This window comes from Ruegeria sp. BE9, from assembly GCF_056538765.1.
Genome location: NZ_JBQFTS010000011.1, coordinates 48,270 through 69,232 on the forward strand (window position 1 = coordinate 48,270; position 20,963 = coordinate 69,232).

Sequence of the window (20,963 nt, forward strand, 5' to 3'; positions counted from 1 at the left end):
TTCAAACGTCCACGGCCAAAGACCGGCCGCTTTGATCAATGCCCCGGGGTTTTGAAACTCAACTCACGTTTCTTCGCCGGTGCCTTTGTTGGAATTCGGTCGGTGTCATACCCGTCTGCCCCCTAAAGAAACGTGTGAAATGGGATTTGTCTGAGTAACCAACCATAAGCCCGATTTCAGCAACTGTCCCTCGGCCGTCTGCCAGGTGCTTTTTGGCGACGTCAACACGCAACCGCTTTATTTCACGGGGTAGAGTAGTCCCCTGCTGCTGAAGCGCCTTGAGGAAACGGTCAGGCTGTATGCCGAGAAGTTCAGCCACGATTTTCGGCCCCAAATCTGCCTCATCAAGTTTGTCGCGCAGGACGGATCTCATCGCGGCAACCACAGTGACTTCTTCGTCTGGACGCGCTGTGATTTTCGGGGCGGCAGCAAAATCGGCCTCTTGGTTCAGAAACAGCCATTCCGCAGGAAAGCTGAGCTGCATTCCGGGGTCGATGCCAAGGCCAACATCAATCCCCTTGTAGCCTATTGGTAAGCCATTGATGTAACGACTCTCCCAGCGAACAACTGACGGGTCCCAAGCACTGCCTACAACGGCTTGCAGAAGCCTTACGTAAATTGCGGCCCCGAAACCCGTGACTTGCACTGGCGGCACCGCGGGTTCCTGCTGTCTTTCGATCCGATATGTTGCTTTGTCTGCGTCAATAATGAGCCTATGCCTCACCGAGCTGGACTCTTGGGGCACAAGTCGAACGAACCGGGCAAAGAACTCAAAAAGCGTACTCGAAGATTGCTGAGCCTGCGCAAAAGGCGGCCAGCCTTTAAGGTCGAAGGTTTCCCCGACATGAAGCCCGAGATACCGATCCTCTGCCAATTCCGAGAAGGCGTTCAAAAGGCCATAGACCAGCTCTGAGTGCACATAGACGTCCGCGTCGGACAACAGCTCTGCTTTTAACCCGACCTGATCCAAAGCCGGCCGTGGGTCAATCTTGCGGTCAGTCAGGTACTTGAGAAATGGTGCAGCTAAAGCCAACCGAATGAACCCTTCGCTTTGCCCCTGTACTGAAGAACTAAAAGGCACAATCGTCTCCTTAGGATCGATCAGCAGCAAAGATAGGGTTGCCACTTTTTCCGTCACATTCGAACATTTCAATGGAAAAGTGGCAACCAAGATGTAGCTTTCCGGGCTAGCGTTGAAATATCTGAATATAACGAGGTTTCTCATGACTGGGTTACGTAGCTCTCTTCTTTCAGCGGCCGCCGGGCTGACGCTTTTGATTTCATTTCCCGCACAGGCGCAGGAGGAAGAAGCACCTCAAACCCTGTTCACCAACGTCCATGTTTTTGACGGCGTCAACGAACAACGCATCGAGAACGCCAACGTTCTGGTTGAAGGCAACCTGATAAAGTCGGTCACGACCGAAGCGATCGATGCGCCAAACGCCACTGTAATTGACGGCGGCGGTCGGACGCTTAGCCCCGGCTTCATAGAACTCCATGCGCACCTTATGTTGATGGGGCCGACCCTGCCGGCCATGGAAGCCAATACCACGTGGGAAGACTTTGCTATTCACGGGGCGCGGATGGCCGAGATGTACTTGATGCAAGGTTTCACGACCGTGCGTGACGCAGGAGGTGCCAATGGCGGTCTTCGCAGGGCAATAGATACGGGGCAAATTGAAGGGCCTCGCTATTACCCCTCTGGAGCCTTCATTGGAACGCGCGGCGGCCACGCTGACTTTGCCAACTTCACTGCTCCGCCAGGTTCTGAGACGAACATGAGCCGCCTGAACTTGGCCCAAGAGGTTAGCGGAGTTGATGACGTGTACAAATACGCGCGCAACAACTTCCGAATGGGTGCAACTCAGTTGAAATTCATGCAGTCCGGCGGCGTTGTTTCGGCTTTCGATCCCTGGCAATTGCTTGCTGGATCACCCGAAGAAATCAAAGCTGCTGTTCAGGTCGCGAACGAGTATGGCAGCTATGTCATGGCGCATTCCTACCGCAAAGAAGCGATCCTGAGTGCACTCGAAGCCGGAGTGATGTCGATCGAACACGGGTTTTCGTTTGATTGCGAAATCGCTGAAGTAATGAATGCCAAAGGCGCATACATCACGACGAACCTCACAGCGTTTGATCCAGGTCTTCTTGATATTCCAGCGGTGGCCAACGTGCCTTCGAGCCTTGCCAAAGCAAAGTCGGCCTCGGCCACTTTTGCCGGGTATATCGACAATATGAAAGAATGCCCTGTGAAACGGGGTTTCCAGACTGATTGTGTTGGGTCTGTGGAAGCCTGCAACATCCAGATTGCTTACGAGAAGCACCTCAACAACGAGTTCTTCGGCCCCCTCACCTCAATGGTGACGCTGACATCGACAGGCGGAGAGGTTGTGGCTCTGTCTGGTGACTTCATGAACCCGTATACAGCTGGGAAACTGGGTGTTATCGAAGAAGGCGCCTATGCTGATATTCTGTTGATCGACGGCAACCCGCTGGAAGACTTTTCCGTAGTTGGCACTGGGGACCAGTGGTTCGGCGCTGATCCAAGGCCCGACAGCCCTGAAACTATCCGGCTGATCATGAAAGACGGTGTGGTATACAAGAACACGCTGGAATAAACGTAAAAGAAGTCTGGGAGCACCAATGCGCCACTGGGTTCACCTTACAGTCGCCGCAGCTTTGTCCATGATCAGCCACGCTGCTATTGCGGCGTCTGTCACTGCACTTGATTGGGCCGATTTGCCAGATCCATCTGTGCAAATCTTCGAAGACCCCTATCGCGATCTAAGCCCGGAGCAATTCGACGATGTCCTTTATGTCGTGCGCCTGCGAGGTAGGTTGCATCAAGATGCTGGCAGCGCTGAAGAACGTCGGAAATGGCAAGAGCTTCTGACCGAAACCGAGGACGCCTTGGCAGCAGACGGTATTGATATCGACTGGCTACTGGACCAACGCCAGGTCGTCACAGAGCGCCGAGAAAAAGCGGGCACAGCCGGAAACCCAAAACTTGACGGCAAGACAATTACGTTGTCGGGTTTTGCGATACCGGCTCCTAACGATCCAGACGGCCAGTCGATTGCGTATTTGGTACCAAAGCGTGGAATGTGCAGCCACATGCCACCTCCGCCGCCCAACCAGATGATCCGGGTGCGGCTGAACGATGACTGGGCGCCCAGCTATTTTCACGAGCCCGTGCGGCTGACCGGGACACTGACCATTGATCCTTCTGACCAAAGCATGTTGGTCGTGGATGGCCTTATGCCCATGCGCGCCACCTTCCAGTTGGACACAGATACTGTCGAAACCCTCGGAACTCAGGGGGATAAGCTTGAGTGGCGCCAAACCACCGCCGATCGCATTCGGGCGGCGGGCAATCGCAAGACCGGCGGAGCGAAGATATCTGAATGATACGCCCTCTGATTACCGCCGTTGTGATCATGTTTTCTTCGGTTGCAGCCTCTGCACAGGGCTTGTCTGGACCCTCTTCTGTTGAGGCCGACCTTGATCCCGGTGACGGTCTGACTGATCCGCAATATCGTTCCGACTTTCCCCGAAACATCGCACCGCGCTGGTTCTCCTGGAAGGATCGTCTGGCCGAAGAGGGATTTCGCTTCAACTTCGATTATCTTGCATTGGGTCAATCCACGAACGCCGATCTGGGAACAGGCGAGGCTGCAAGCGGTATCGCCCGTTTCTACGGGAACTGGCAGGCCACCGAGCGTGGTTCACTGACTTTCAAGATTGAACACCGACACAGCTATACGGATGTTGCCCCTCAGTTCCTTGGCCTAGACGGCGGCGCACTTTCGATAACGGGAACCGCATTCAACGATTCAGGTTTGCTGCTGACCAACCTGTTTTGGACGCAGAGGGCCGAAGATGGTTCATGGACGCTACAAATTGGCCAGATCGATGTAACCGACTTCGTCGATATCTACGGCCTCGTCAGCCCGTACAGCGGATTCCAAAACCTCGCGTTTAACACAAACCCTACCATCAACTCCCCAAACCAGGGGCTTGGAATTGCCGGCGGCCTAAAGCTCAACGACCAGCTCTATGTTGTCGCCAGTGTTGCCGACGCCAATGCGGATCCTTCTGATCCGAACTTTGATGTGTTCAGCGATGGCAATCTTTTTAAGTCCCTCGAACTTGGCTACACGTCCGGTTTCGACCGCATCTACTTTGACAATGTTCATCTAACCCTCTGGCACGCGGATGCCGCCGATGATGGCAGCCGCGCCGAAGATTATGGAGGAGCGTTCTCAGCCGCGTGGTTCGTGAACAACAAATGGATGCCATTCTTTCGCGCTGGAGCCGCCAAGGGTACGGCCGCGCTCTATAAGCGATCAGTTTCAGGCGGCATAGGGTATTACGGTCGCAACACAGATTTGGCTGGGCTGGGTCTGAATTGGGCCGAAGCGCGAGGTGTTGATGGCGATCAAGTCACCGTCGAAGCATTTTACCGATTTTCGATCTCTCCGGGCCTGCAAATCACACCGTCCCTGCAGTTCATTTCCAATCCCCTGTTGAACCCGGATCAGGACAATATAACGCTGCTAGGGTTGAGAACCCGGATTGTTTTCTGACACAGATCGCCCAAGCGAATTTCTGGAAGAAACCGCCAAGAAAACTCTATTTGCGGCCAGCGCTATAGCTCTTGCCATGTCTGGCTTGGTCTATGCCAGTGAAGAAAGCAAAACATGGAATGCGTCGGACGAGACTAAACAATTCGTCCAGAACACAATTGTTCTTGGATTGCTGGCCAGCCCCTATGGTACTGGGTGGACCGAAGATGAGCAGCTTCATACCTACTTTCAGCGTGCCCGAGACAACGATTTTACAGGTCATGAGATGGCTCTTGCAGCAGCGGACATGTCTTTCGATAACCTGCTTCAACAGCACTATCACTTCCGCGCAGCAACGGCCCAGCAGCCAGAAAACTACCTTATTGTTGACAAAACCCGCGATATCGCGGCCGCACCTGCGCAAGGCAAAACGGCCGTCATCTGGAGCAGTCAGACAGCTACGACTCTGAATGGTGACCTTACAAGGATGGCGCTGCACAAGGACTTGGGCATCCAGAGCATGATCATTGCTTACAATGACATCTTTCGAACCGGTTCTGGTCAGCTTGCCGCGTACAATGGGCGTGATATCGGCCTGACGCCTTGGGGGAAGTCGGTGATCGACGAAATGATGCGTTTTGGCATTCTTTTGGACCTCAGCCACACAAGCTCAAAAACGGCCAACCATGCAATGGATTAAATGGATGAGAACTACCCAGGCGTCCTTTATGTCCACAAGCACTCGGTTCCGGCAGGTCTTTACAAGTACGAACCCAAAGCAACTGCGCGAGTTTGTTATCGGCCCATACCCGAGGATATCCCACCCAAACAAGCCGCTGACATGATCGATTACTATTTGAAACTTGTTGGCGTTAACCATGTTGAGATTGCAACGGACGACATGTTCTCACTCGAATTTGTTGTGCAGTGGGCGACTGCAAACGCAAGCATGTACTACGACGGCTGACACATGATTGATGCCTTCAATACGGGCGCCACCGGCAATGGTGAGGTTACCAAAATCCTGGCGGCGATAGCGGACGCCCCTTGGGAACGCGACTATTTCAACAAGGATCTGGAAAAAATCTATGGCGGAAACAAAGTGCGCGTCTACGCGCAAGTCTGGGAAGGCAAGCCACCTGAACAGTTTCTCGGGGAATACCCCCAACCTCTGCGAATGAGGCGAGAGTATCGCGACCTTTTTCCTTCGCGCTGAATAGACAAACCTAGGCGGTGCGAAATCAAACACTGGGCACCTTGGTTTGCTTCCATAATCAATGAAAGACGTGGGCGATTTACCTCGGCAAAGATGGCTTTGGACAATTTACAGGCCTTGGCACCGTTGAGCGTGAACAAAGTTAAAACGCACCCATGCGTCACCAGCGCACAAAATGCGGTAACACCTACACGAAGGGCGCGTCCTTTGGGCGCTTTCGGCCAAGGTCGCCCCCGAAGTTCGGTGCCAGATTAAATCGGTACCGATCGCCGGAAACCTGAACCTCAGCCGTCTTAGAGGATCAAGGCTTGCGCGGTCGTTTGCGCATGGGGCGTGCGTCTGCCCCTTTGTCTGCGCGCACTTTCACCCGGGCAGACGGAGTAGCGGCTTTGCCCCCCTTAGCGCGATCTTTACGCGGACCCATGGGTTTGGACGGGTCCGAAGCCCCCTTGCGTCGTTTGCTTTGGCGGTCCCCTTCGTTCGATTGTTGGCCCTTTGCAGGTTTATCATCGCGCTTGGGTTTTCCGGCTTTCGACTTGTTTGGCTTTTCGTTCCTTTCATTGTCCTTACGGGGTCGCGCTTCGACCGGCTGCACCTTTTTCGGGCGGTCAAACTTCGGACGGTCTTTGTTTGGCTTATCCGAACGGTCCTTTCCACGCGGCTTGTCCGCGCCAGAAGACTCTGCTCGTGGTTTGCGCGGCGCTCCTCGATCAGCGGGTGGGCCTTTGGGGGAGGCATCAAAATCCGGAACCCCTGGCAATTCGGTCAACCGTGCACCTTGCTCCAACTCAAGTTCGGCACCCAATTCGGACTTCATCGCGGCCACGGCCGAAGACAGGACTTCGATAAAAGTTTCCTGATATTGAACCCGGATCGCGCCGATATCGTCTTTGGAAAGACCTGAATTGCGGCACAACATCGGGAGCAACCACCGCGGTTCAGCACGTTGCTTGCGCCCCAACGAAAGCGAAAACCAAGTGCTGGGTCCAAAGTCTCTGGAATCCCGTTGCTTGCGCTCACGAGGCTCGGGCACCCCCCCAAGGATTTCCGGTGCAGAGTTACGCTCCCGGTACATCCGCAGGTAGGCCGCTGCGATCTGATCGGCGCTGCGGTTTTCCAGAATGCGCGCTGCGAAAGCTGCCTCTTCCGCACTGAGCGGCTCATCCCATGCCGGGTCCGAGATTATCCTGTCTTCGTCGCGGGCCAGAACCTCTTCTGCGGATGGTGGGGCTTGCCAATCCGCCTCTAGCTTCGCGAACTTCAATAGCCTCTGCGCTTTAGAACGCTGGCGACCCGGTACGATCAATACCGATGTGCCCTTTCGCCCGGCGCGCCCGGTGCGACCCGACCGGTGTAACAGCGCTTCGGCGTTTGACGGCAAATCCGCGTGAATGACCAGTTCTAGGTTTGGCAGGTCAATGCCCCGCGCAGCGACATCCGTCGCAATACAAACACGTGCGCGTCCATCCCGAAGGGCTTGCAAGGCGTGAGAGCGCTCAGACTGGCTGAGTTCACCAGAGAGTGAAACAACCGAGAAACCGCGATTTGAGAACTTGGCCGTCAGGCGCGCCACCATCGCGCGGGTATTGGCAAAAATGATTGCCGTTTGCGCATCATGATACCGCAGCAGGTTAATGATGGCTTTTTCGGTGTCCGACGGTGCGACGTTCAGTGCGAGATACGAAATATCCGCGTGTTGCGCATCCTTGCTTCCGATCTCAAGACGCCGCGTATCTTCTTTCTGGTAAGCCTGAGCCAGTTTGGCGATGCCGCGTGGCACCGTCGCAGAGAACAGCAGTGTTCGGCGATCTTTGGGCGTGTGATCAAGGATAAACTCGAGATCCTCGGCAAAACCCATGTCCAGCATTTCGTCCGCTTCGTCGAGCACAACCGCCTTTAGATCAGTGAAATCGATTACGCCGCGTGCAATGTGATCTCTAAGCCGCCCCGGCGTCGCAACAATCACGTGGGCACCGCGTTCGATAGCTCTGCGCTCGGTTCGGGCGTCCATACCGCCAACGGTGGACGCGGTCACGATCCCGGCTTGACCAAAAAGCCAGTCGAATTCCCGACGTACTTGCATCGCAAGTTCACGTGTTGGCGCGATAACCAAAGCCAATGGTCCAGCCGGCGGCGCAAAGCGGCCATCCTCACCCAATACATCAGCAGCGATCGCTAGACCAAAGCCAACTGTCTTACCTGAGCCGGTTTGCGCCGAGACCAGCAGATCAAGCCCGGACAGTTCTGGATCTGTAACAGCCTCTTGCACAGGCGTCAGCGCGCTATACCCTTTTTCTGTGAGGGCTGCTGAAAGAGTTTGCGGTAGGGCGGAGAAATCTCGCATGGATCACCTGATAATGAGCAAGGCCCCGCAAATAGGGGTATCGCGGCAGGATGTATAGCCCTTTCCGCCGCCAAGCGTTGCGCACTGCTCAAACCGGCTTTGACGCATGGGCGCTTAGGTAGGGCCTTTTGAACAGGCATCACTGCTCTGACCTACACCCAGATCACCTGATCCCCACACCAAACTGGCATGCGACCGCCGAAACCCTCACTTTTCCGAGGGATCGCTTTCAGCGTAGTCCCGCAACCGTTCGATATCGGCGATCTCTGCGTGGTTTCGGTTGATCTTCACGCCCACGGGTTTGAGTCTCGAAAACGCTCTGCTCAGGCTTTCCGGCTTCATCCCCAAACGTCCGGCGATCAACATCTTGTCGTAGGGCAGCTCTACGTCGCAGCCGTCAGCCTCTTTATCGCAGAGATTCAACAGGAATTCGGCCACGCGTTGCGCGCCGGTCTGAGCCTTGAGTTGTTCCAGTTGGGCAACCAGCGCATGCAAATGCGTAAATGTTGACGCCAGGATGGAAACACCGATCTCTGGGTCTTCTTTCATCAAGGACAAAAGAACCGGGCTGGGAATGTGCATCACCTCGCAGGCAGATACGGCCTCGGCGGATACTGGATAGGGAACGTTTCGCAGGGCAACCGCCTCGCCAAAGCTTTCACCACGGGTAAAGACGCTGACCACCGCCTCAGCGCCGGTTGGAGCCATCCGGAACAGCTTGACCCAGCCTGCCAGGACCACATGAACAGCTTTTGCCTCTTCCTCCTGCAGAAAAATCGTTTCACCACGATCATAGCTGCGCCAGATGGAATGACTGAGTAGCGTGTCGACATGTTGGTCCGGTAAACTCTTGAGCAGAAGAGATTGCCGCGCGATTGCTTTTTGTGCTTCGTGAGCCACGAAGGTTCCCCCTTTTCCCTGGTCGATCTTCTGACCGGTACATCCTTCCGGCTCAGGCTATGCCAAAGCATCATGACACGCACTAGTGTTTTCACACGTCAACTTGACAATTGTCATGTCCCGCACCCCGGCACTTGCCTAATCTCGCTCCAAAGCCAGTATTCCGGGGAGCCAGAAAGATGGACTACGAGCGATTTTTTACCCAGAGCCTCGATGACCTTCGAGAAGAAGGAAACTATCGCGTGTTCATCGATCTGCAACGGCGCTGTGGGTCATTTCCAAACGCGCGTCAAACCGACGGACAAGTGCAGCGGGATGTGCGTATTTGGTGCTCGAACGACTATCTTGGCATGGGGCAGCACCCAGCCGTGACCTCGGCAATGCACGATGCCCTGGATCGCTGCGGTGCCGGCGCTGGTGGAACACGGAATATCTCGGGCACCACGCATGACCATGTTGTGTTAGAGGCCGAACTGGCCGATTTGCATGGTAAAGAAGCTGCCCTGCTGTTCACCTCGGGCTATGTATCGAACTGGGCGGCCTTGGGTACGTTGGCTTCAAAAATCCCCGGTCTGATTGTTTTCTCTGACGCTCTGAACCATGCCTCGATGATCGAAGGTATTCGCCACTCACGGGCTCAGAAAGTGATATGGAAACACAACGACCTTGAGGATCTTGAGGCCAAATTGGCCGCCGCCGATCCCCAAGCCCCCAAGATGATCGCCTTTGAGTCAGTCTATTCAATGGATGGCGATATTGCCCCAATCAAAGAGATCTGTGATCTGGCCGACAAATACGGTGCCATGACCTATCTGGATGAGGTCCACGCCGTTGGCCTCTATGGCCCACGCGGTGGCGGTATTGCCGAACGTGAGAGGCTAATGGATCGTCTGACCGTGATCGAAGGCACTCTGGGCAAAGCCTTCGGTGTCGTCGGCGGATATATCGCTGCTTCGGCCGCGCTCTGCGATTTTGTGCGCAGCTTCGCAAGCGGGTTTATCTTTACTACCGCGCTGCCCCCGTCGATTGCAGCTGGTGCCGCGGCTTCAATCCGGCACCTGAAACAATCAGACACCGAACGCGACTTGCAGAAGGCCCGCGTGGCTCAGGTTCGTGCCCGGCTCGACGCCGAAGGCATTCCGCATCTGCCCAACCCAAGCCACATCATCCCGGTGATGGTCGGCGATCCGGTAAAGTGCAAGTTCATTTCGGACACTTTGCTAGAAGAGTTCGGCATCTACATTCAGCCGATCAACTATCCGACAGTGCCAAAAGGGACAGAGCGCCTGCGGATCACTCCATCACCTGTTCATACGGATGCGGATATCGACCATCTGGTCGGCGCGCTATCGACCCTGTGGCAGCGGTGCCAGATTGCTCGGATGCCGATGGCCGCCCAATAACTCAAAGCGCCCCTCGCTTGAAAAACTGCCGCCCGACCGGGCGGCTTTTTTCGTTTCAGACCAAGTAAAGGCAGAAAATCAGAACTGCAAAACCGGTCAGGACCATTGTGAAGCCTCGCAGCCAACCGGGACTAACTTCCAGATCCAGATACCGTGCAAGGATTACCCGTGCCTTCATCAGCGCCAACAGCAAAATGCCCCCTCCGAGTACGGCGGAAGGCAGCGGGATCATGGTCAAAACCGCCGACCCCAGGCTGAGGCCCAGCAAAGCAAGCCAGGCACGTGTAAGGTTGTTGATGCTCATGCCCCTTACCCCAACAGGTAAATTACCGGAAACAGCATAATCCAAACCAAGTCGACCATGTGCCAGAATTGAGCGCCTGCCTCGATATTCCGGGCGTCATCCTTCCAAGCAACCAGTAGCAGGATTCCCACTCCGGCCAGTACATGCGCGGCGTGAAAACCTGTCAGCAGATAGTAAAAAAGAAAGAAAGGGTGCGTTTCGAAATTGATCCCCTGCGCCGCCTTGTCCGCATATTCCGTTGCCTTGATGATCAAGAAAACTACGCCCAGCATAGCTGCCCCGAACAAAGCCAGCCGTGCAGCCCCTCGCCGCGCGACTTGCCGCCAGTGTAGAGCCTGCGCGGCCAGATAGCCGGATGTGACAAGAACGGCGGTGTTGAACGCGGCGCCTGTACGATGCAGATGGGACTGCGCCTCGGCAAAGCCCGCCGGATCGGTCAGACGCACGCCCATGAAGGCGATCAGCCCGGCACCGAATACCAAAAGCTCCGAGAAGATCAGTACCCACATCAGCAACTCGCCCGGTAGCTCGTCAATGAAGGACGTGTCGCTCATGCGCCGACCAGCTGACGGTAGATTTGCGGCAATGCCATCGTCAAACGGTGTGGATCAGGAATGACGGCAAATCCGCCCTGCCCGAACATGCGCGGGAACCAACTTTTGCCCGTCTTGTCAATGGTCACGCCGAATACCGAATGCCCGGCCCTCCGCGCTTCACGCACGGCTTGGCGGGTGTCTTCGATACCGTGGCGACCCTCGTAGTGATCAAGATCATTTGGTTTCCCGTCCGTGATTACCAGCAACAACCGGCGCTTGCGGGATTGTTTAGCCAAATCGGCCGAGCAATGGCGGATCGCGGCCCCTAGCCGTGTGTAGTGCCCGGGCCGCAATGAGGCGATGCGTTGTTCGACCTTCCCACCCATCGGTTCATCAAATCGCTTGCAGCGCTGGACGTAGACGCGCTGACGCTTCAACGAGCTGAACGCGTGAATTGCAAAATCGTCGCCACAGGCGTTCAGCCCCCAAGCCAAGGCAGCCAGCGCCTCGCGTTCGATATCGATAACTGCGCGACCAGTGACGGCACTTTCGGTGGAACGACTGACATCCAGCAATATCGAAACTGCCAGATCGCGCGCAACGGGACGAGACTGCATCCAGATGCGTTCATTGCCTTCACCACTGGCCATCCTGTCGGTTTCAGCCCGAACTGCGGCTTCGATGTCCAACTGCTCGCCGTCCAGATGACCGCGTGTCATAACCCGACCGGGACGCAGAGCTTCGAATTGGCGCTTAACGGCACGAATACGGCGTGCAGTAGCAGCGTCTTTGCCAAATTCAGCGGCGTCTTCGCGGATCTCCGCGTCTGACAGCAGAACGTGAACGTGATCCGGCAGATACTGACCGGTGCGAACGTCCCATTCAGGGTAGAGGATACGACCCGACAAACGCTCTCGGTTCACGTCTTCGGGCGCAAGGTCGAGGTGCAGTTTCAACTTGGTAGGCGGCGCTTTGGAAATCTGGCCCAGCCCTATCTCTTCCTGGTCGTCCGCAGCTTTTTTGGCGTTGTCGGGATCGTCGTCATCGATCCGCCGGTTGATGTTGAGGAACTCTGCCCAGCTGAGGATCGCCTCGAACTTGTGCAAGATGAAACTATCGCTGCGTTCAGCCTGATCTGATTTGCGGCGACGTGCGCGGTGGGTTTTCTCGCCCGACTCCTCTGGTTCGCCTTCAGTTTCGGGATTCTCAACCTCGTTGTGTTCTGAAAAACCAACAGCGCGCAGTTCCGGCCATAAGGGCACTGGGCGGAAAGGCTGATAGCCTCGCTGGGCCTCGGCGTCCATTTCGAGGAATGCGAGGGCGCGATCAGACAACGGATCGGGATCGCCCAGCATGTGACGAATGATACCTTCCACAGCCGCCTCGTCGGGTGGCAAATCGGGCACTTCACGCTGATGCAGCAGACCCTTGCACAGCTCAATGTACAGTGGTCGCAAACCCGGGGCATCTTCCAGCGTGGCCTCAACCATTTGCCGGGCCGCAGCCAATGCACGCAGGTCAGCACGCAGCGGGTCATCTTCGTCAATTCGGGTTCCGGCATGGGCCGCCGCTGCAGCCAGCCAGACATAAAGCGCGCCATTTGCTTCGCGCGCTGGAAAAACCGCCAGCCTGTCCGGCAGGCGCAGCACCTCGCCATCGAACGAAGCGCGCGGCATCAGTTCAACCTCTGTCGCCAGCTTGCGACGCCAACCCAGGCGGTGACGCGAAACTTCGGGTGAGACCGGGCGTAATTCTACGCCCGGGCTACCCCCAAGCCCCCGAAAGAGGACTGCCAACCGCCCCGCGACCTCAGAAAGGTCGACCGCGGCTCCAACATGCACCTCAGGTGCATCGAGGCGGCTGGCAAGGGTGTGCCATAGTTTCCCGATCGTTTCTTCGGGTTCCCATGGCTCAAAATCGATCCTGACCATCGGCGGGCCTCACCCAAAGACAGCCGTGACAAGATCGAGGAGCCCGCGTTTGATATCCTCGTCATCTGTCAGAGGTTCGATCATAGCGGCAAGGATGGCGCGGTCGGTGGACATGCCCTGTGCGATCAACGTCGCGGCATAAACGACCAAACGGGTAGAGACGCCTTCCTCAAGATCCTGACCCTTGAGCCCGCGAAGTTTGTTCGCCAGCCGGATCAGCGGTTTGCAGCGCTCCAGCGCCAGCCCGCTTTCCTGGGCAACAACCTCGGCTTCCATCTCGGGAGACGGGAAGTCGAATTCCAGCGAGATAAAGCGTTGTCGGGTCGAGGGTTTCAGGGTTTTCAGGATATTCTGGTATCCGGGGTTATACGAGGCGACCAGCATGAAACCGGGAGCGGCCTCAAGCTCTTCGCCGGTGCGGTCGATCGGCAGGATGCGCCGGTCGTCGGTCAAAGGGTGTAGAACGACGGTGACGTCCTTGCGAGCTTCAACCACTTCATCAAGGTAGCAGATCGCGCCTTCGCGTACCGCGCGGGTCAGAGGGCCATCAACCCAGACGGTCTCTCCGCCCTTCAGCAGATAGCGTCCGATCAGGTCGGCAGCGGCCAAGTCGTCGTGGCAAGCCACGGTATAAAGTGGGCGGCCAAGGCGCGCGGCCATATGGGCCACAAAGCGGGTCTTGCCGCAACCTGTCGGGCCTTTAAGCAGAACCGGCAGGTCATTGTTATAGGCAGCGCTGAACACGTCGCATTCATCGCCTTGGGGCAGGTAGAAGGGGGCGTTCGCCGCCCCCTCATTCAGTTTTATGGAGCCGTCCATATCCATTACTCCGCAGGGGTTTCGGCTGCGCCGGGTTCAATGACCTCTTTCCGGGGAACCCAGACCGAGTAAATGAACAGCAGCGCACCAAGGACTACGACAACGCCCGAGCCGAACCGCATCCAGTAGAAGATCGCGATCTGGTCCTGCACGTCCATGAAGTAGTCTCCGACCACACGTTGCATGTGTGTCTGTACGGTTCCGCCGAAGGTCAGGACGAAAGTCATAAAGACCATGCCGCTGGTCATCAGCCAGAAGGAACCCATGTTCAGCACCTGATTATACGGATCACGGTTCTTGAGGATCGGCATCGCATAGCTGAAGATCGCCAGGTTGAGGCAGACATAGGCACCGTAGAAGGCCAGGTGGCCATGGGCCGCTGTGATCTGCGTGCCGTGAGTATAGTAGTTCACCCCATGCAATGTGTGCAGGAAGCCCCAGACACCGGCACCAAAGAACGCGAGCGTGGCACAGCCCAGCGACCACAGCAACGCGGCCTTATTGGGGTGATCACGACGGCCCTTCCAGACCATGACGAAAGCAAAAGCCATCATCGCAAAGAACGGGATCACTTCGAGGCTTGAGAAGATCGAACCAATCCACTGCCAGTACGCAGGGGTACCGATCCAGTAGTAGTGGTGGCCTGTTCCTAGGATGCCCGAGAACAGCGCGGCGGCGACGATGACATAGAGCCATTTTTCGACGATCTCGCGGTCAACGCCGGTCAGCTTCAGCATCAGGTAGGCCAGGATCGAGGCCATGATCAGTTCCCAAACGCCCTCAACCCACAGGTGGACGACATACCACCAGTATTGTTTATCCAGAGCCAGGTTGCCCGGGTTGTAGAAAGCAAACAGGAACAACAGCGCCAGACCCCACAAACCCAACAGAAGGATGTTGGTGATGGCAGTCTTCTTGCCCTTCAGAACGGTCATCGACACGTTGTAAAGGAAGATCAGCGCGGCCACGACGATGCCCGCCTTGACCCATTTGGGCTGTTCAAGGAACTCGCGCCCCTCTTTGCCCAGCAGCCAATTGCCTTCGAACAGGTTGAAGACATACGTCACAACCACGCCCAAAGTACCGACCACCAGAATGATCAGCTGCAGATAAGCCAGCTTGGTCGAATGGATCTCACGTTCAGCCTCTTCCGGGATCAGGAAGTAAGCTGCACCAAAGAAGCCCAGGATAAGCCAGACGATCAGAGAGTTGGTGTGCAGCATCCGCACGATGTTGAATGGCAGAAGCTCACTCAGGAAGTTGGGCGAAACATAGATCAGACCGGCCAGCAGGCCACCGATCACCTGGATCGCAAACAGGCCCATGGCTACCGCAAAGTAGGCGTAGGCGATTTTTTGGGATTCGTATTTCATTGCTCCGTTCCCTTTCTCAGCCGGCCTCGTTGGGCGGCCAGTCCTGAGCGTCGATATTGTCCGTCCAGATCAGGAAGTTCGCCAGATCACGGATTTCTTCGTCGCTGAGGTTGAAATTGGGCATCTGCCGGCGACCGGGAATGCCGGTCGGTTGTGCTTCCATCCAGCCCTTGAGGGTTTCAAAGGCCGATTCCGGGTCGTCCAGGACACCCCAGCGGGTCATCACATTCGCGACTTCAGGCGCAAAGTATGCCCCTTCACCCAGGATCGTGTGACAGTTGATACAAGCGTGTTTTTCCCAGACGTGCTTGCCGCGAACCACACTTTCATCGAGTTTCGCCGAATTCTCGGAATTCACGATATACCAGTGGGAATGGGCCGACAGGGCCAGGAAGATGAGGATAAAGAACAGTGACCCGCCATAGAATATGTTGCGGGCCATGCTCTTGGTCATGACTTCTCGCATTGCGCTCTCCTTTGCGCAGATTAGCTAGTCTGGTCAGCATGACGGCTGGGGCATGGTGGCTCCTTAACGAAAGTCAAGACCACCGAAAGGAAATGAATTTCAGCCCGCCTTTATAGCGCGAGGGCCGGTCAGCGCAGGCCACATGGCAATCAGGTACAGGGCAAAGGCACAGACCCACAGACCATCAGAAAGTAGCATCGCCACCATATAGCCCGCATTCAACTCGGCCCCGATCCAGCGGGACACGGCAGCCAAGGCCATGAGGCCATAAGCTACGACCATCGGCGCTGGCGCGATCAGTTCCCGACCACTGTGCCCCAGTGCGGCGCGGCTCATGACTGCCAGGGTCATGCCGCCCACACATCCAATCCCCAGAACGTGCAGCGCGGCGACTTCGTTGCCCAGGCCCAGCACCGCCAGCCCCCAGAGAATCAATCCAAATGCCAGCATCCCAAGCCCAAGGTGCAGCGCCAGCAGAATCGGTTGCCGCACCGCCCAGCGCGAACGCCAGCGTGCCATACGCAAAATTTGTACGGCACCCAAAGCCAATGCCCCTATGCCCGCTATAGTCCCGATCCCAAAAACCAAGGTGCTTATCGGCAGGAACAAGGCCAGCACCATGCCAGCCTTATCCAAAGCGGGAACCGAAACCGGCCAGCTCGCCTCGGGCGCGCCGGCGCGTTTCATGGCATTGCGGGTAAAAGCTGGTGTAATCCGCCCGCCAAGAATGGCAATCATAGCGCATAGAACCAAAAGCCCGACGCGCAGTCCTGTTTGAAGCGTGTCCGCGGTGACCCCCATCCATTCCAGATGGGTCAACAAATTCGCAACCCACAAAAGGCTCAATAGAAGAAGGAAGATCATATTATGCGGCTTTGGGCGACGAAGCAGCTGCGTCAGAATCTTTGCGGCCAGCACCGGCACAAAGGCCAGATCAACCACCGCGACAAGCACCGGTGGCAACATACCTGAAAACCACATGGCCATCCGACCAGCCAACCACAGCCCGGCAGCCAAAGTAATAAAGCGCGCTTTTGCTTCGGGTGCGCCAGTCCAATTGGGCACGGCTGTCAGAAAGAAACCGCCCAGCGCTGCGGTGGCGTAGCCAAAGATCATCTCATGCGCGTGCCACATCGGTGGCGTCATGCCATAATCCGGCGCCATATACGGCACGGCCAGCCACAGCCCCCAGACCAGCCCGACAAACAGGCCGTAGAGGCCCGCGGACAGAAAGAATACACGGAACCCCTCACCAAGAACACGGGTGACGATTGCGGGCATGGCTGCTCTCCTTGACGGTTTTACAACTCGTAGCAGCGCGACCGAACTGGCGACTTAACCAAAATCAAAACGCCGAAAACATGCCCCTAAGACTCAGATTTTCCCGAGGTTTTTTTTGGCGTTTTTTTACGGCTGGCTCTCGAATTGCGCCCCCCGTGTTGACTTTCGTCAAGGAGCTCCCCTGCGCGATGTCTCACCCTTGGACCTGCCTCACCACGCAAATGGAGAGTGATCATGTCACTTGGAATCAGCTACAACAAAACTGGCCGCGCCTTTGGGGCCGGTTTGGCGATGCTGCTGGGCAGCGTCGCTGCACCAGCCTTCGCCGAAGAGCCAACCCTCAGCGAGGAAGCGTTTGAATCATCCAAACAGCTTTATTTCGAGCAATGCGCAGGCTGTCACGGCGTTCTGCGTAAAGGTGCCACTGGGAAAAGTCTTGAACCGGTGGTCAAAACAAAGAGCGACGATGGCACCGTGACCGAATCCGGCACCCTGAAACTGGGGCAGGAACGCCTTGAAAAGATTATCGCCTGGGGGACCGAAGGCGGTATGAACAACTTCTCGGACATCATGACCGAGCAGGAAATCAAGGACATGGCGACCTACATCATGATGGAGCCGCCAAAGCCGCCTGAAATGTCGCTGGAACAGATGATGGCGACCCGCAAGGTGTACGTCGAAGAAGCCGACTACCCAACCGAGCCGCTTCATGGCCGCAACTGGGAAAACTTCTTTGTTGTCATCGAACGTGACGTGGGCAAGGTGGCCGTGATCGACGGCGACACCAAAGAAGTCCTGACTCACATCCCAACCGGTTACGCTGTGCACGTTCTGAAAGCGTCCGAGCACCATTCTCTGGAAGAACCGGAACAGCCCGGCCGCTTCTGGTACACAATGGGCCGTGACGGCAAGATGACCAAAATCGACCTCTGGCAGACACCGGACAAGATGTTGGTTTCCGAAGTCAAGATTGCCTATGACGCCCGCGACGTTGCCGTATCCGGCGACGGCAAATACGTCATCGGTGGGGGCTACTGGCCACCGCACTTTGCAATCGTTGACGCGCAGACCATGGAACCGGTCAAAGTCGTGTCCACACGTGGTGTGAACGTCGACGGGGACTATGTAGAAGAAGCCCGCGTGGCCGCCATCTACACCACCCCGAACGAACCAACCTGGATCGTCGCGGTCAAAGAGCTCGGTCAGCTGTGGCAGGTCGACTATACCGATCTGGACAACCTGCGGATCGACAAGATCGACAGCGCAAAGTTCCTGCATGACGGGTTCTTCGACCCAACAGGCCGCTATTTCCAGATCGCCGCGAACGCGTCGAACAAGATGGTGGTTGTCGATACCGAAACCCACAAGCTGGAAGCGATGATCGACACGGCTGCACTGCCGCACCCCGGTCCGGGCGCCAACTGGGTTGACCCGAATTGTGGTCCGGTTGCAGGTACAACACACCTTGGTGTCGGTACCGTAACGGTCTGGGGCAACGATCCTGAAAACCGTCCCGACGACGCTTGGAAAGTCTGCTACGAAGTGGAAACCGACGGTCCCGGCCTGTTTGTCCGTACTCACCCGAATTCGGACTACATCTGGGCTGACCAGACCAAGCACCCGGAACCTGAGATTCAGCAATCTGTCCAGGTCATCTCGAAAGAGACTGGCGAGATCGTGAAAACCATCCAAATAACCGAAGACGAAGGCAGCGCCGCTGTTCACTTCGAATTCAACGCGGATGGCACCGAGGTCTGGGTCTCCAAGTGGAACCTCTCGGACTCGAAAGAGCCCAACGGTCAGATTGTGATCTTCGACGCCAAGACATTGGAAGAGATCGGTCGCATCGAAGGGCTGTATGCCCCGACCGGCAAGTTCAACGTCTACAACCGCTCGAACCACGTCACCTGACGGCTTCGACACGAACACCGGAAAGGGCGGGCCCCTCGCCCGCCCTTTCCTCGTTTGACAATTCAGCCAAACACGCCCGCCCGACATACCGGGCCAGTCAAGACAGCCATAACGGAGCCCGGATATGACCTCCGAACCGGATAAAAAACCACCGATCTGGCGCCGGTATTTCCTGTGGGGAATGCCTGTGGCCGGCATCGCCGCGGCATTCGCCGCCGGCATCATCTTTTGGGGCGGGTTCAACACCGCCATGGAAGCCACCAACACCAAGGACTTCTGTATCTCGTGCCACGAGATGCGCGATTTCGTTTATGAGGAATACACCGGCACGATCCACGACGTGAACCGGTCTGGGGTGGGCGCGGTCTGTTCCGACTGCCACGTGCCCAAGGACTGGACCCACAAGATGATCCGCAAGATCAAGGCGTCCAAAGAGCTGTATGGCAAGATGGTCGGCACCATTAACACCCGCGAGAAATTCGAAGCCAAGCGCGTGCATTTGGCTATGAACGAGTGGGAACGGATGAAAGCCACCGACTCGCGCGAATGCCGCAACTGCCACGACTTTGAATCGATGATGCCCGAATTCCAGAAACCCCGTGCACGGCAGCAGCACCTGAACGCGATGGAGATCGGCCAGACCTGTATCGACTGTCACAAGGGTATTGCGCACTCGGACGCTCGCGATCGGGCCGACGAGGAGTACCTGGAAGAGCTTGAGGCGCCGAACCCGGACTTCATCCGTCCGATCCCGCCAGAATATCTGGCTAGCCTGGCTAAGATTGAGGCGCAGGAAGCCGCCGATGCAGAAGCTGAAAAAGTAGCCAAGGCAGCGCAGCAAGAAGCCGTTCAGGCTCAGATCGCAGCTGCTGTTGACGCAGCCGTTGCCGAAGAGCGCGCAAAGGCAAACGGCGAAGAAGCCGCAGCCCCTGCCAGCGGCGGTGGCAGCGATGTCGGTGGCAACGTCGACTGGAACGCCGTGGCAAGCGCGGACATGAAGCTGTTCTACCCCGGTCAGGCTTCGTTTGAATGGGTGCAGAACGGCAAGTTCCACGGTGGGGCTCGTCCGCTCACCAAGGGCGGCGATCAGTGCTCGACCTGTCACGCCAAGGAACTGGATGCTATCGGCAACAAGATCGTCGCCGGCGGTGATCTGGAACCCACACCGGTTCCCGGCAAACGTGGTGTGATCGACGCAACCGTTCAAGCAGCGCATGACGACGAGAACCTGTATATCCGCCTACAATGGCCGGATGCAGGCCACAATCCTGCGCCCTTTGTTGACGGCGGCAAGATGGACCCCGACAACCAGATCAAAGTTGCCATGATGATCACCGGCACCGGAATCGAGTTGGGCGATCAGGTGGGTTGCTGGGCTTCGTGCCACGCCGATAACACCTACATGCCCTTCGCTCCCGAAGGAGACGCGATTGCCGCTAATGGTGATGTTTCGGGTCGCCTGACGGCTCAGGACACGGTGACCAAGTACATCAGCGAAAGCCGCACTGAGGTTGAGGTCAAAGGCCGCCGTGGTAAGGCTCTGGGCGGTTGGGACAAGCTGCAGGCCGCCGAGCAGATCGAGCAGTATCTGGCTGACGGTACCTACCTTGACCTGATGCGTGTCTATGCGGACGGAAGCGCCACCAACGGCTACCTGCTGGAACAGCGCGTGGTCAATGAAGGTGAGATCTCCGCATCGGCCAACCTGTCCGGAGGCATGTGGACCGTGGTCTTTACCCGCCCGCTGAACTCTGGCGCGCCCGGCGACGTACCGCTGGAGGCTGGCAAGACCTACACGGTCGGCTTTGCAATCCACGATGACTTTGCCGCCGCCCGGTTCCACCACGTGACGTTGGATACCAGCCTGGCCCTGGACGACGACAGCGCGTTTATCAACGTGGTGAAGCAATAAAA

19 protein-coding genes are annotated in these 20,963 nt (G+C 56.7%); 9 read left to right on the forward strand and 10 right to left on the reverse strand.

What is annotated here, in order from left to right; all coding sequences use genetic code 11:
• Positions 1 to 58: 58 nt before the first annotated feature.
• Entirely contained in the window at positions 59 to 1,081 is a 1,023-nt protein-coding gene (locus ACR0EO_RS20890; protein WP_480692833.1) for a helix-turn-helix domain-containing protein, read from the reverse strand.
• 142 nt (positions 1,082 to 1,223) lie between these two features.
• On the opposite strand from ACR0EO_RS20890, the gene ACR0EO_RS20895 reads away from it, so the two are divergent.
• The 6 genes from ACR0EO_RS20895 to ACR0EO_RS20920 are packed head-to-tail and all read left to right on the forward strand — an operon-like array spanning position 1,224 to position 5,781.
• Entirely contained in the window at positions 1,224 to 2,618 is a 1,395-nt protein-coding gene (locus tag ACR0EO_RS20895) for an amidohydrolase family protein (RefSeq protein WP_480692834.1), read from the forward strand.
• Positions 2,619 to 2,643: 25 nt separating this feature from the next.
• Positions 2,644 to 3,408, forward strand: coding sequence for a DUF3299 domain-containing protein (locus ACR0EO_RS20900; protein ID WP_480692835.1), 765 nt, complete (start codon positions 2,644 to 2,646; stop codon positions 3,406 to 3,408).
• Complete coding sequence (locus tag ACR0EO_RS20905) at positions 3,405 to 4,586, forward strand: carbohydrate porin (protein ID WP_480692837.1); 1,182 nt, start codon at positions 3,405 to 3,407, stop codon at positions 4,584 to 4,586. Before ACR0EO_RS20900 ends, ACR0EO_RS20905 begins: the two co-directional genes overlap by 4 nt.
• Positions 4,576 to 5,265, forward strand: coding sequence for a membrane dipeptidase (locus ACR0EO_RS20910; protein WP_480692839.1), 690 nt, complete (start codon positions 4,576 to 4,578; stop codon positions 5,263 to 5,265). Before ACR0EO_RS20905 ends, ACR0EO_RS20910 begins: the two co-directional genes overlap by 11 nt.
• On the forward strand, positions 5,266 to 5,532 hold the full coding sequence (locus tag ACR0EO_RS20915; RefSeq protein WP_480692840.1) for a hypothetical protein: 267 nt from the start codon (positions 5,266 to 5,268) through the stop codon (positions 5,530 to 5,532).
• A 3-nt stretch (positions 5,533 to 5,535) separates the two neighbouring features.
• Entirely contained in the window at positions 5,536 to 5,781 is a 246-nt protein-coding gene (locus tag ACR0EO_RS20920) for a hypothetical protein (protein ID WP_480692842.1), read from the forward strand.
• A gap of 301 nt (positions 5,782 to 6,082) precedes the next feature.
• Here the strand turns inward: ACR0EO_RS20920 and ACR0EO_RS20925 are convergent, their stop codons facing one another.
• Both ACR0EO_RS20925 and ACR0EO_RS20930 read right to left on the reverse strand, forming a co-directional pair.
• Positions 6,083 to 8,125 carry a DEAD/DEAH box helicase gene (locus ACR0EO_RS20925; RefSeq protein WP_480692843.1) on the reverse strand — a complete coding sequence of 681 codons (2,043 nt, stop codon included), beginning with the start codon at positions 8,123 to 8,125 and terminating at the stop codon, positions 6,083 to 6,085.
• 207 nt (positions 8,126 to 8,332) lie between these two features.
• Positions 8,333 to 9,025 carry a Crp/Fnr family transcriptional regulator gene (locus tag ACR0EO_RS20930; protein ID WP_480692845.1) on the reverse strand — a complete coding sequence of 231 codons (693 nt, stop codon included), beginning with the start codon at positions 9,023 to 9,025 and terminating at the stop codon, positions 8,333 to 8,335.
• 179 nt (positions 9,026 to 9,204) lie between these two features.
• Between ACR0EO_RS20930 and hemA the strand changes: the two genes are divergently transcribed.
• Positions 9,205 to 10,428, forward strand: a complete 1,224-nt coding sequence (gene hemA / locus ACR0EO_RS20935) for a 5-aminolevulinate synthase (RefSeq protein ID WP_480692846.1) — start codon at positions 9,205 to 9,207, stop codon at positions 10,426 to 10,428.
• 55 nt (positions 10,429 to 10,483) lie between these two features.
• Here the strand turns inward: hemA and ACR0EO_RS20940 are convergent, their stop codons facing one another.
• From ACR0EO_RS20940 to ACR0EO_RS20970, 7 genes are all read right to left on the reverse strand, one after another.
• Complete coding sequence (locus tag ACR0EO_RS20940; protein ID WP_480692848.1) at positions 10,484 to 10,732, reverse strand: cytochrome C oxidase subunit IV family protein; 249 nt, start codon at positions 10,730 to 10,732, stop codon at positions 10,484 to 10,486.
• A 5-nt stretch (positions 10,733 to 10,737) separates the two neighbouring features.
• On the reverse strand, positions 10,738 to 11,286 hold the full coding sequence (locus tag ACR0EO_RS20945) for a cytochrome c oxidase subunit 3 (protein ID WP_480692849.1): 549 nt from the start codon (positions 11,284 to 11,286) through the stop codon (positions 10,738 to 10,740).
• Positions 11,283 to 13,199 carry a nitric oxide reductase activation protein NorD gene (locus tag ACR0EO_RS20950; protein WP_480692850.1) on the reverse strand — a complete coding sequence of 639 codons (1,917 nt, stop codon included), beginning with the start codon at positions 13,197 to 13,199 and terminating at the stop codon, positions 11,283 to 11,285. The genes ACR0EO_RS20945 and ACR0EO_RS20950 overlap by 4 nt, the downstream gene beginning before the upstream one ends.
• Before the next feature lie 9 nt (positions 13,200 to 13,208).
• The gene (locus ACR0EO_RS20955) at positions 13,209 to 14,018 is read right to left on the reverse strand and encodes an AAA family ATPase (RefSeq protein WP_480692852.1); all 810 of its coding nucleotides are present in this window, start codon (positions 14,016 to 14,018) and stop codon (positions 13,209 to 13,211) included.
• A 5-nt stretch (positions 14,019 to 14,023) separates the two neighbouring features.
• The gene (locus ACR0EO_RS20960) at positions 14,024 to 15,391 is read right to left on the reverse strand and encodes a cbb3-type cytochrome c oxidase subunit I (protein WP_480692854.1); all 1,368 of its coding nucleotides are present in this window, start codon (positions 15,389 to 15,391) and stop codon (positions 14,024 to 14,026) included.
• A 16-nt stretch (positions 15,392 to 15,407) separates the two neighbouring features.
• Entirely contained in the window at positions 15,408 to 15,857 is a 450-nt protein-coding gene (locus tag ACR0EO_RS20965; RefSeq protein WP_480600711.1) for a c-type cytochrome, read from the reverse strand.
• 99 nt (positions 15,858 to 15,956) lie between these two features.
• On the reverse strand, positions 15,957 to 17,138 hold the full coding sequence (locus ACR0EO_RS20970) for an NnrS family protein (RefSeq protein ID WP_480692855.1): 1,182 nt from the start codon (positions 17,136 to 17,138) through the stop codon (positions 15,957 to 15,959).
• Positions 17,139 to 17,372: 234 nt separating this feature from the next.
• On the opposite strand from ACR0EO_RS20970, the gene ACR0EO_RS20975 reads away from it, so the two are divergent.
• Together ACR0EO_RS20975 and ACR0EO_RS20980 are read left to right on the forward strand one after the other, a co-directional pair.
• Positions 17,373 to 19,049 (forward strand): cytochrome D1 domain-containing protein, encoded by a 1,677-nt coding sequence (locus ACR0EO_RS20975; RefSeq protein WP_480692856.1) that lies wholly within the window; start codon positions 17,373 to 17,375, stop codon positions 19,047 to 19,049.
• Between the two features lie 124 nt (positions 19,050 to 19,173).
• On the forward strand, positions 19,174 to 20,961 hold the full coding sequence (locus ACR0EO_RS20980) for a NapC/NirT family cytochrome c (protein WP_480692858.1): 1,788 nt from the start codon (positions 19,174 to 19,176) through the stop codon (positions 20,959 to 20,961).
• Positions 20,962 to 20,963: the final 2 nt, after the last annotated feature.

What these genes read in the sequence shown, in the direction of transcription:
- ACR0EO_RS20895 (WP_480692834.1), top strand. Translation starts at nt 1,224, where the DNA reads ATGACTGGGTTACGTAGCTCTCTTCTTTCAGCGGCCGCCGGGCTGACG.
- ACR0EO_RS20920 (WP_480692842.1), top strand. Translation starts at nt 5,536, where the DNA reads ATGATTGATGCCTTCAATACGGGCGCCACCGGCAATGGTGAGGTTACC.
- ACR0EO_RS20960 (WP_480692854.1), bottom strand. Translation starts at nt 15,391, where the DNA reads ATGAAATACGAATCCCAAAAAATCGCCTACGCCTACTTTGCGGTAGCC.
- ACR0EO_RS20980 (WP_480692858.1), top strand. Translation starts at nt 19,174, where the DNA reads ATGACCTCCGAACCGGATAAAAAACCACCGATCTGGCGCCGGTATTTC.
- ACR0EO_RS20940 (WP_480692848.1), bottom strand. Translation starts at nt 10,732, where the DNA reads ATGAGCATCAACAACCTTACACGTGCCTGGCTTGCTTTGCTGGGCCTC.
- ACR0EO_RS20925 (WP_480692843.1), bottom strand. Translation starts at nt 8,125, where the DNA reads ATGCGAGATTTCTCCGCCCTACCGCAAACTCTTTCAGCAGCCCTCACA.
- ACR0EO_RS20945 (WP_480692849.1), bottom strand. Translation starts at nt 11,286, where the DNA reads ATGAGCGACACGTCCTTCATTGACGAGCTACCGGGCGAGTTGCTGATG.
- ACR0EO_RS20900 (WP_480692835.1), top strand. Translation starts at nt 2,644, where the DNA reads ATGCGCCACTGGGTTCACCTTACAGTCGCCGCAGCTTTGTCCATGATC.
- ACR0EO_RS20905 (WP_480692837.1), top strand. Translation starts at nt 3,405, where the DNA reads ATGATACGCCCTCTGATTACCGCCGTTGTGATCATGTTTTCTTCGGTT.
- ACR0EO_RS20970 (WP_480692855.1), bottom strand. Translation starts at nt 17,138, where the DNA reads ATGCCCGCAATCGTCACCCGTGTTCTTGGTGAGGGGTTCCGTGTATTC.
- ACR0EO_RS20975 (WP_480692856.1), top strand. Translation starts at nt 17,373, where the DNA reads ATGTCACTTGGAATCAGCTACAACAAAACTGGCCGCGCCTTTGGGGCC.
- ACR0EO_RS20955 (WP_480692852.1), bottom strand. Translation starts at nt 14,018, where the DNA reads ATGGACGGCTCCATAAAACTGAATGAGGGGGCGGCGAACGCCCCCTTC.
- ACR0EO_RS20950 (WP_480692850.1), bottom strand. Translation starts at nt 13,199, where the DNA reads ATGGTCAGGATCGATTTTGAGCCATGGGAACCCGAAGAAACGATCGGG.
- hemA (WP_480692846.1), top strand. Translation starts at nt 9,205, where the DNA reads ATGGACTACGAGCGATTTTTTACCCAGAGCCTCGATGACCTTCGAGAA.
- ACR0EO_RS20915 (WP_480692840.1), top strand. Translation starts at nt 5,266, where the DNA reads ATGGATGAGAACTACCCAGGCGTCCTTTATGTCCACAAGCACTCGGTT.
- ACR0EO_RS20965 (WP_480600711.1), bottom strand. Translation starts at nt 15,857, where the DNA reads ATGCGAGAAGTCATGACCAAGAGCATGGCCCGCAACATATTCTATGGC.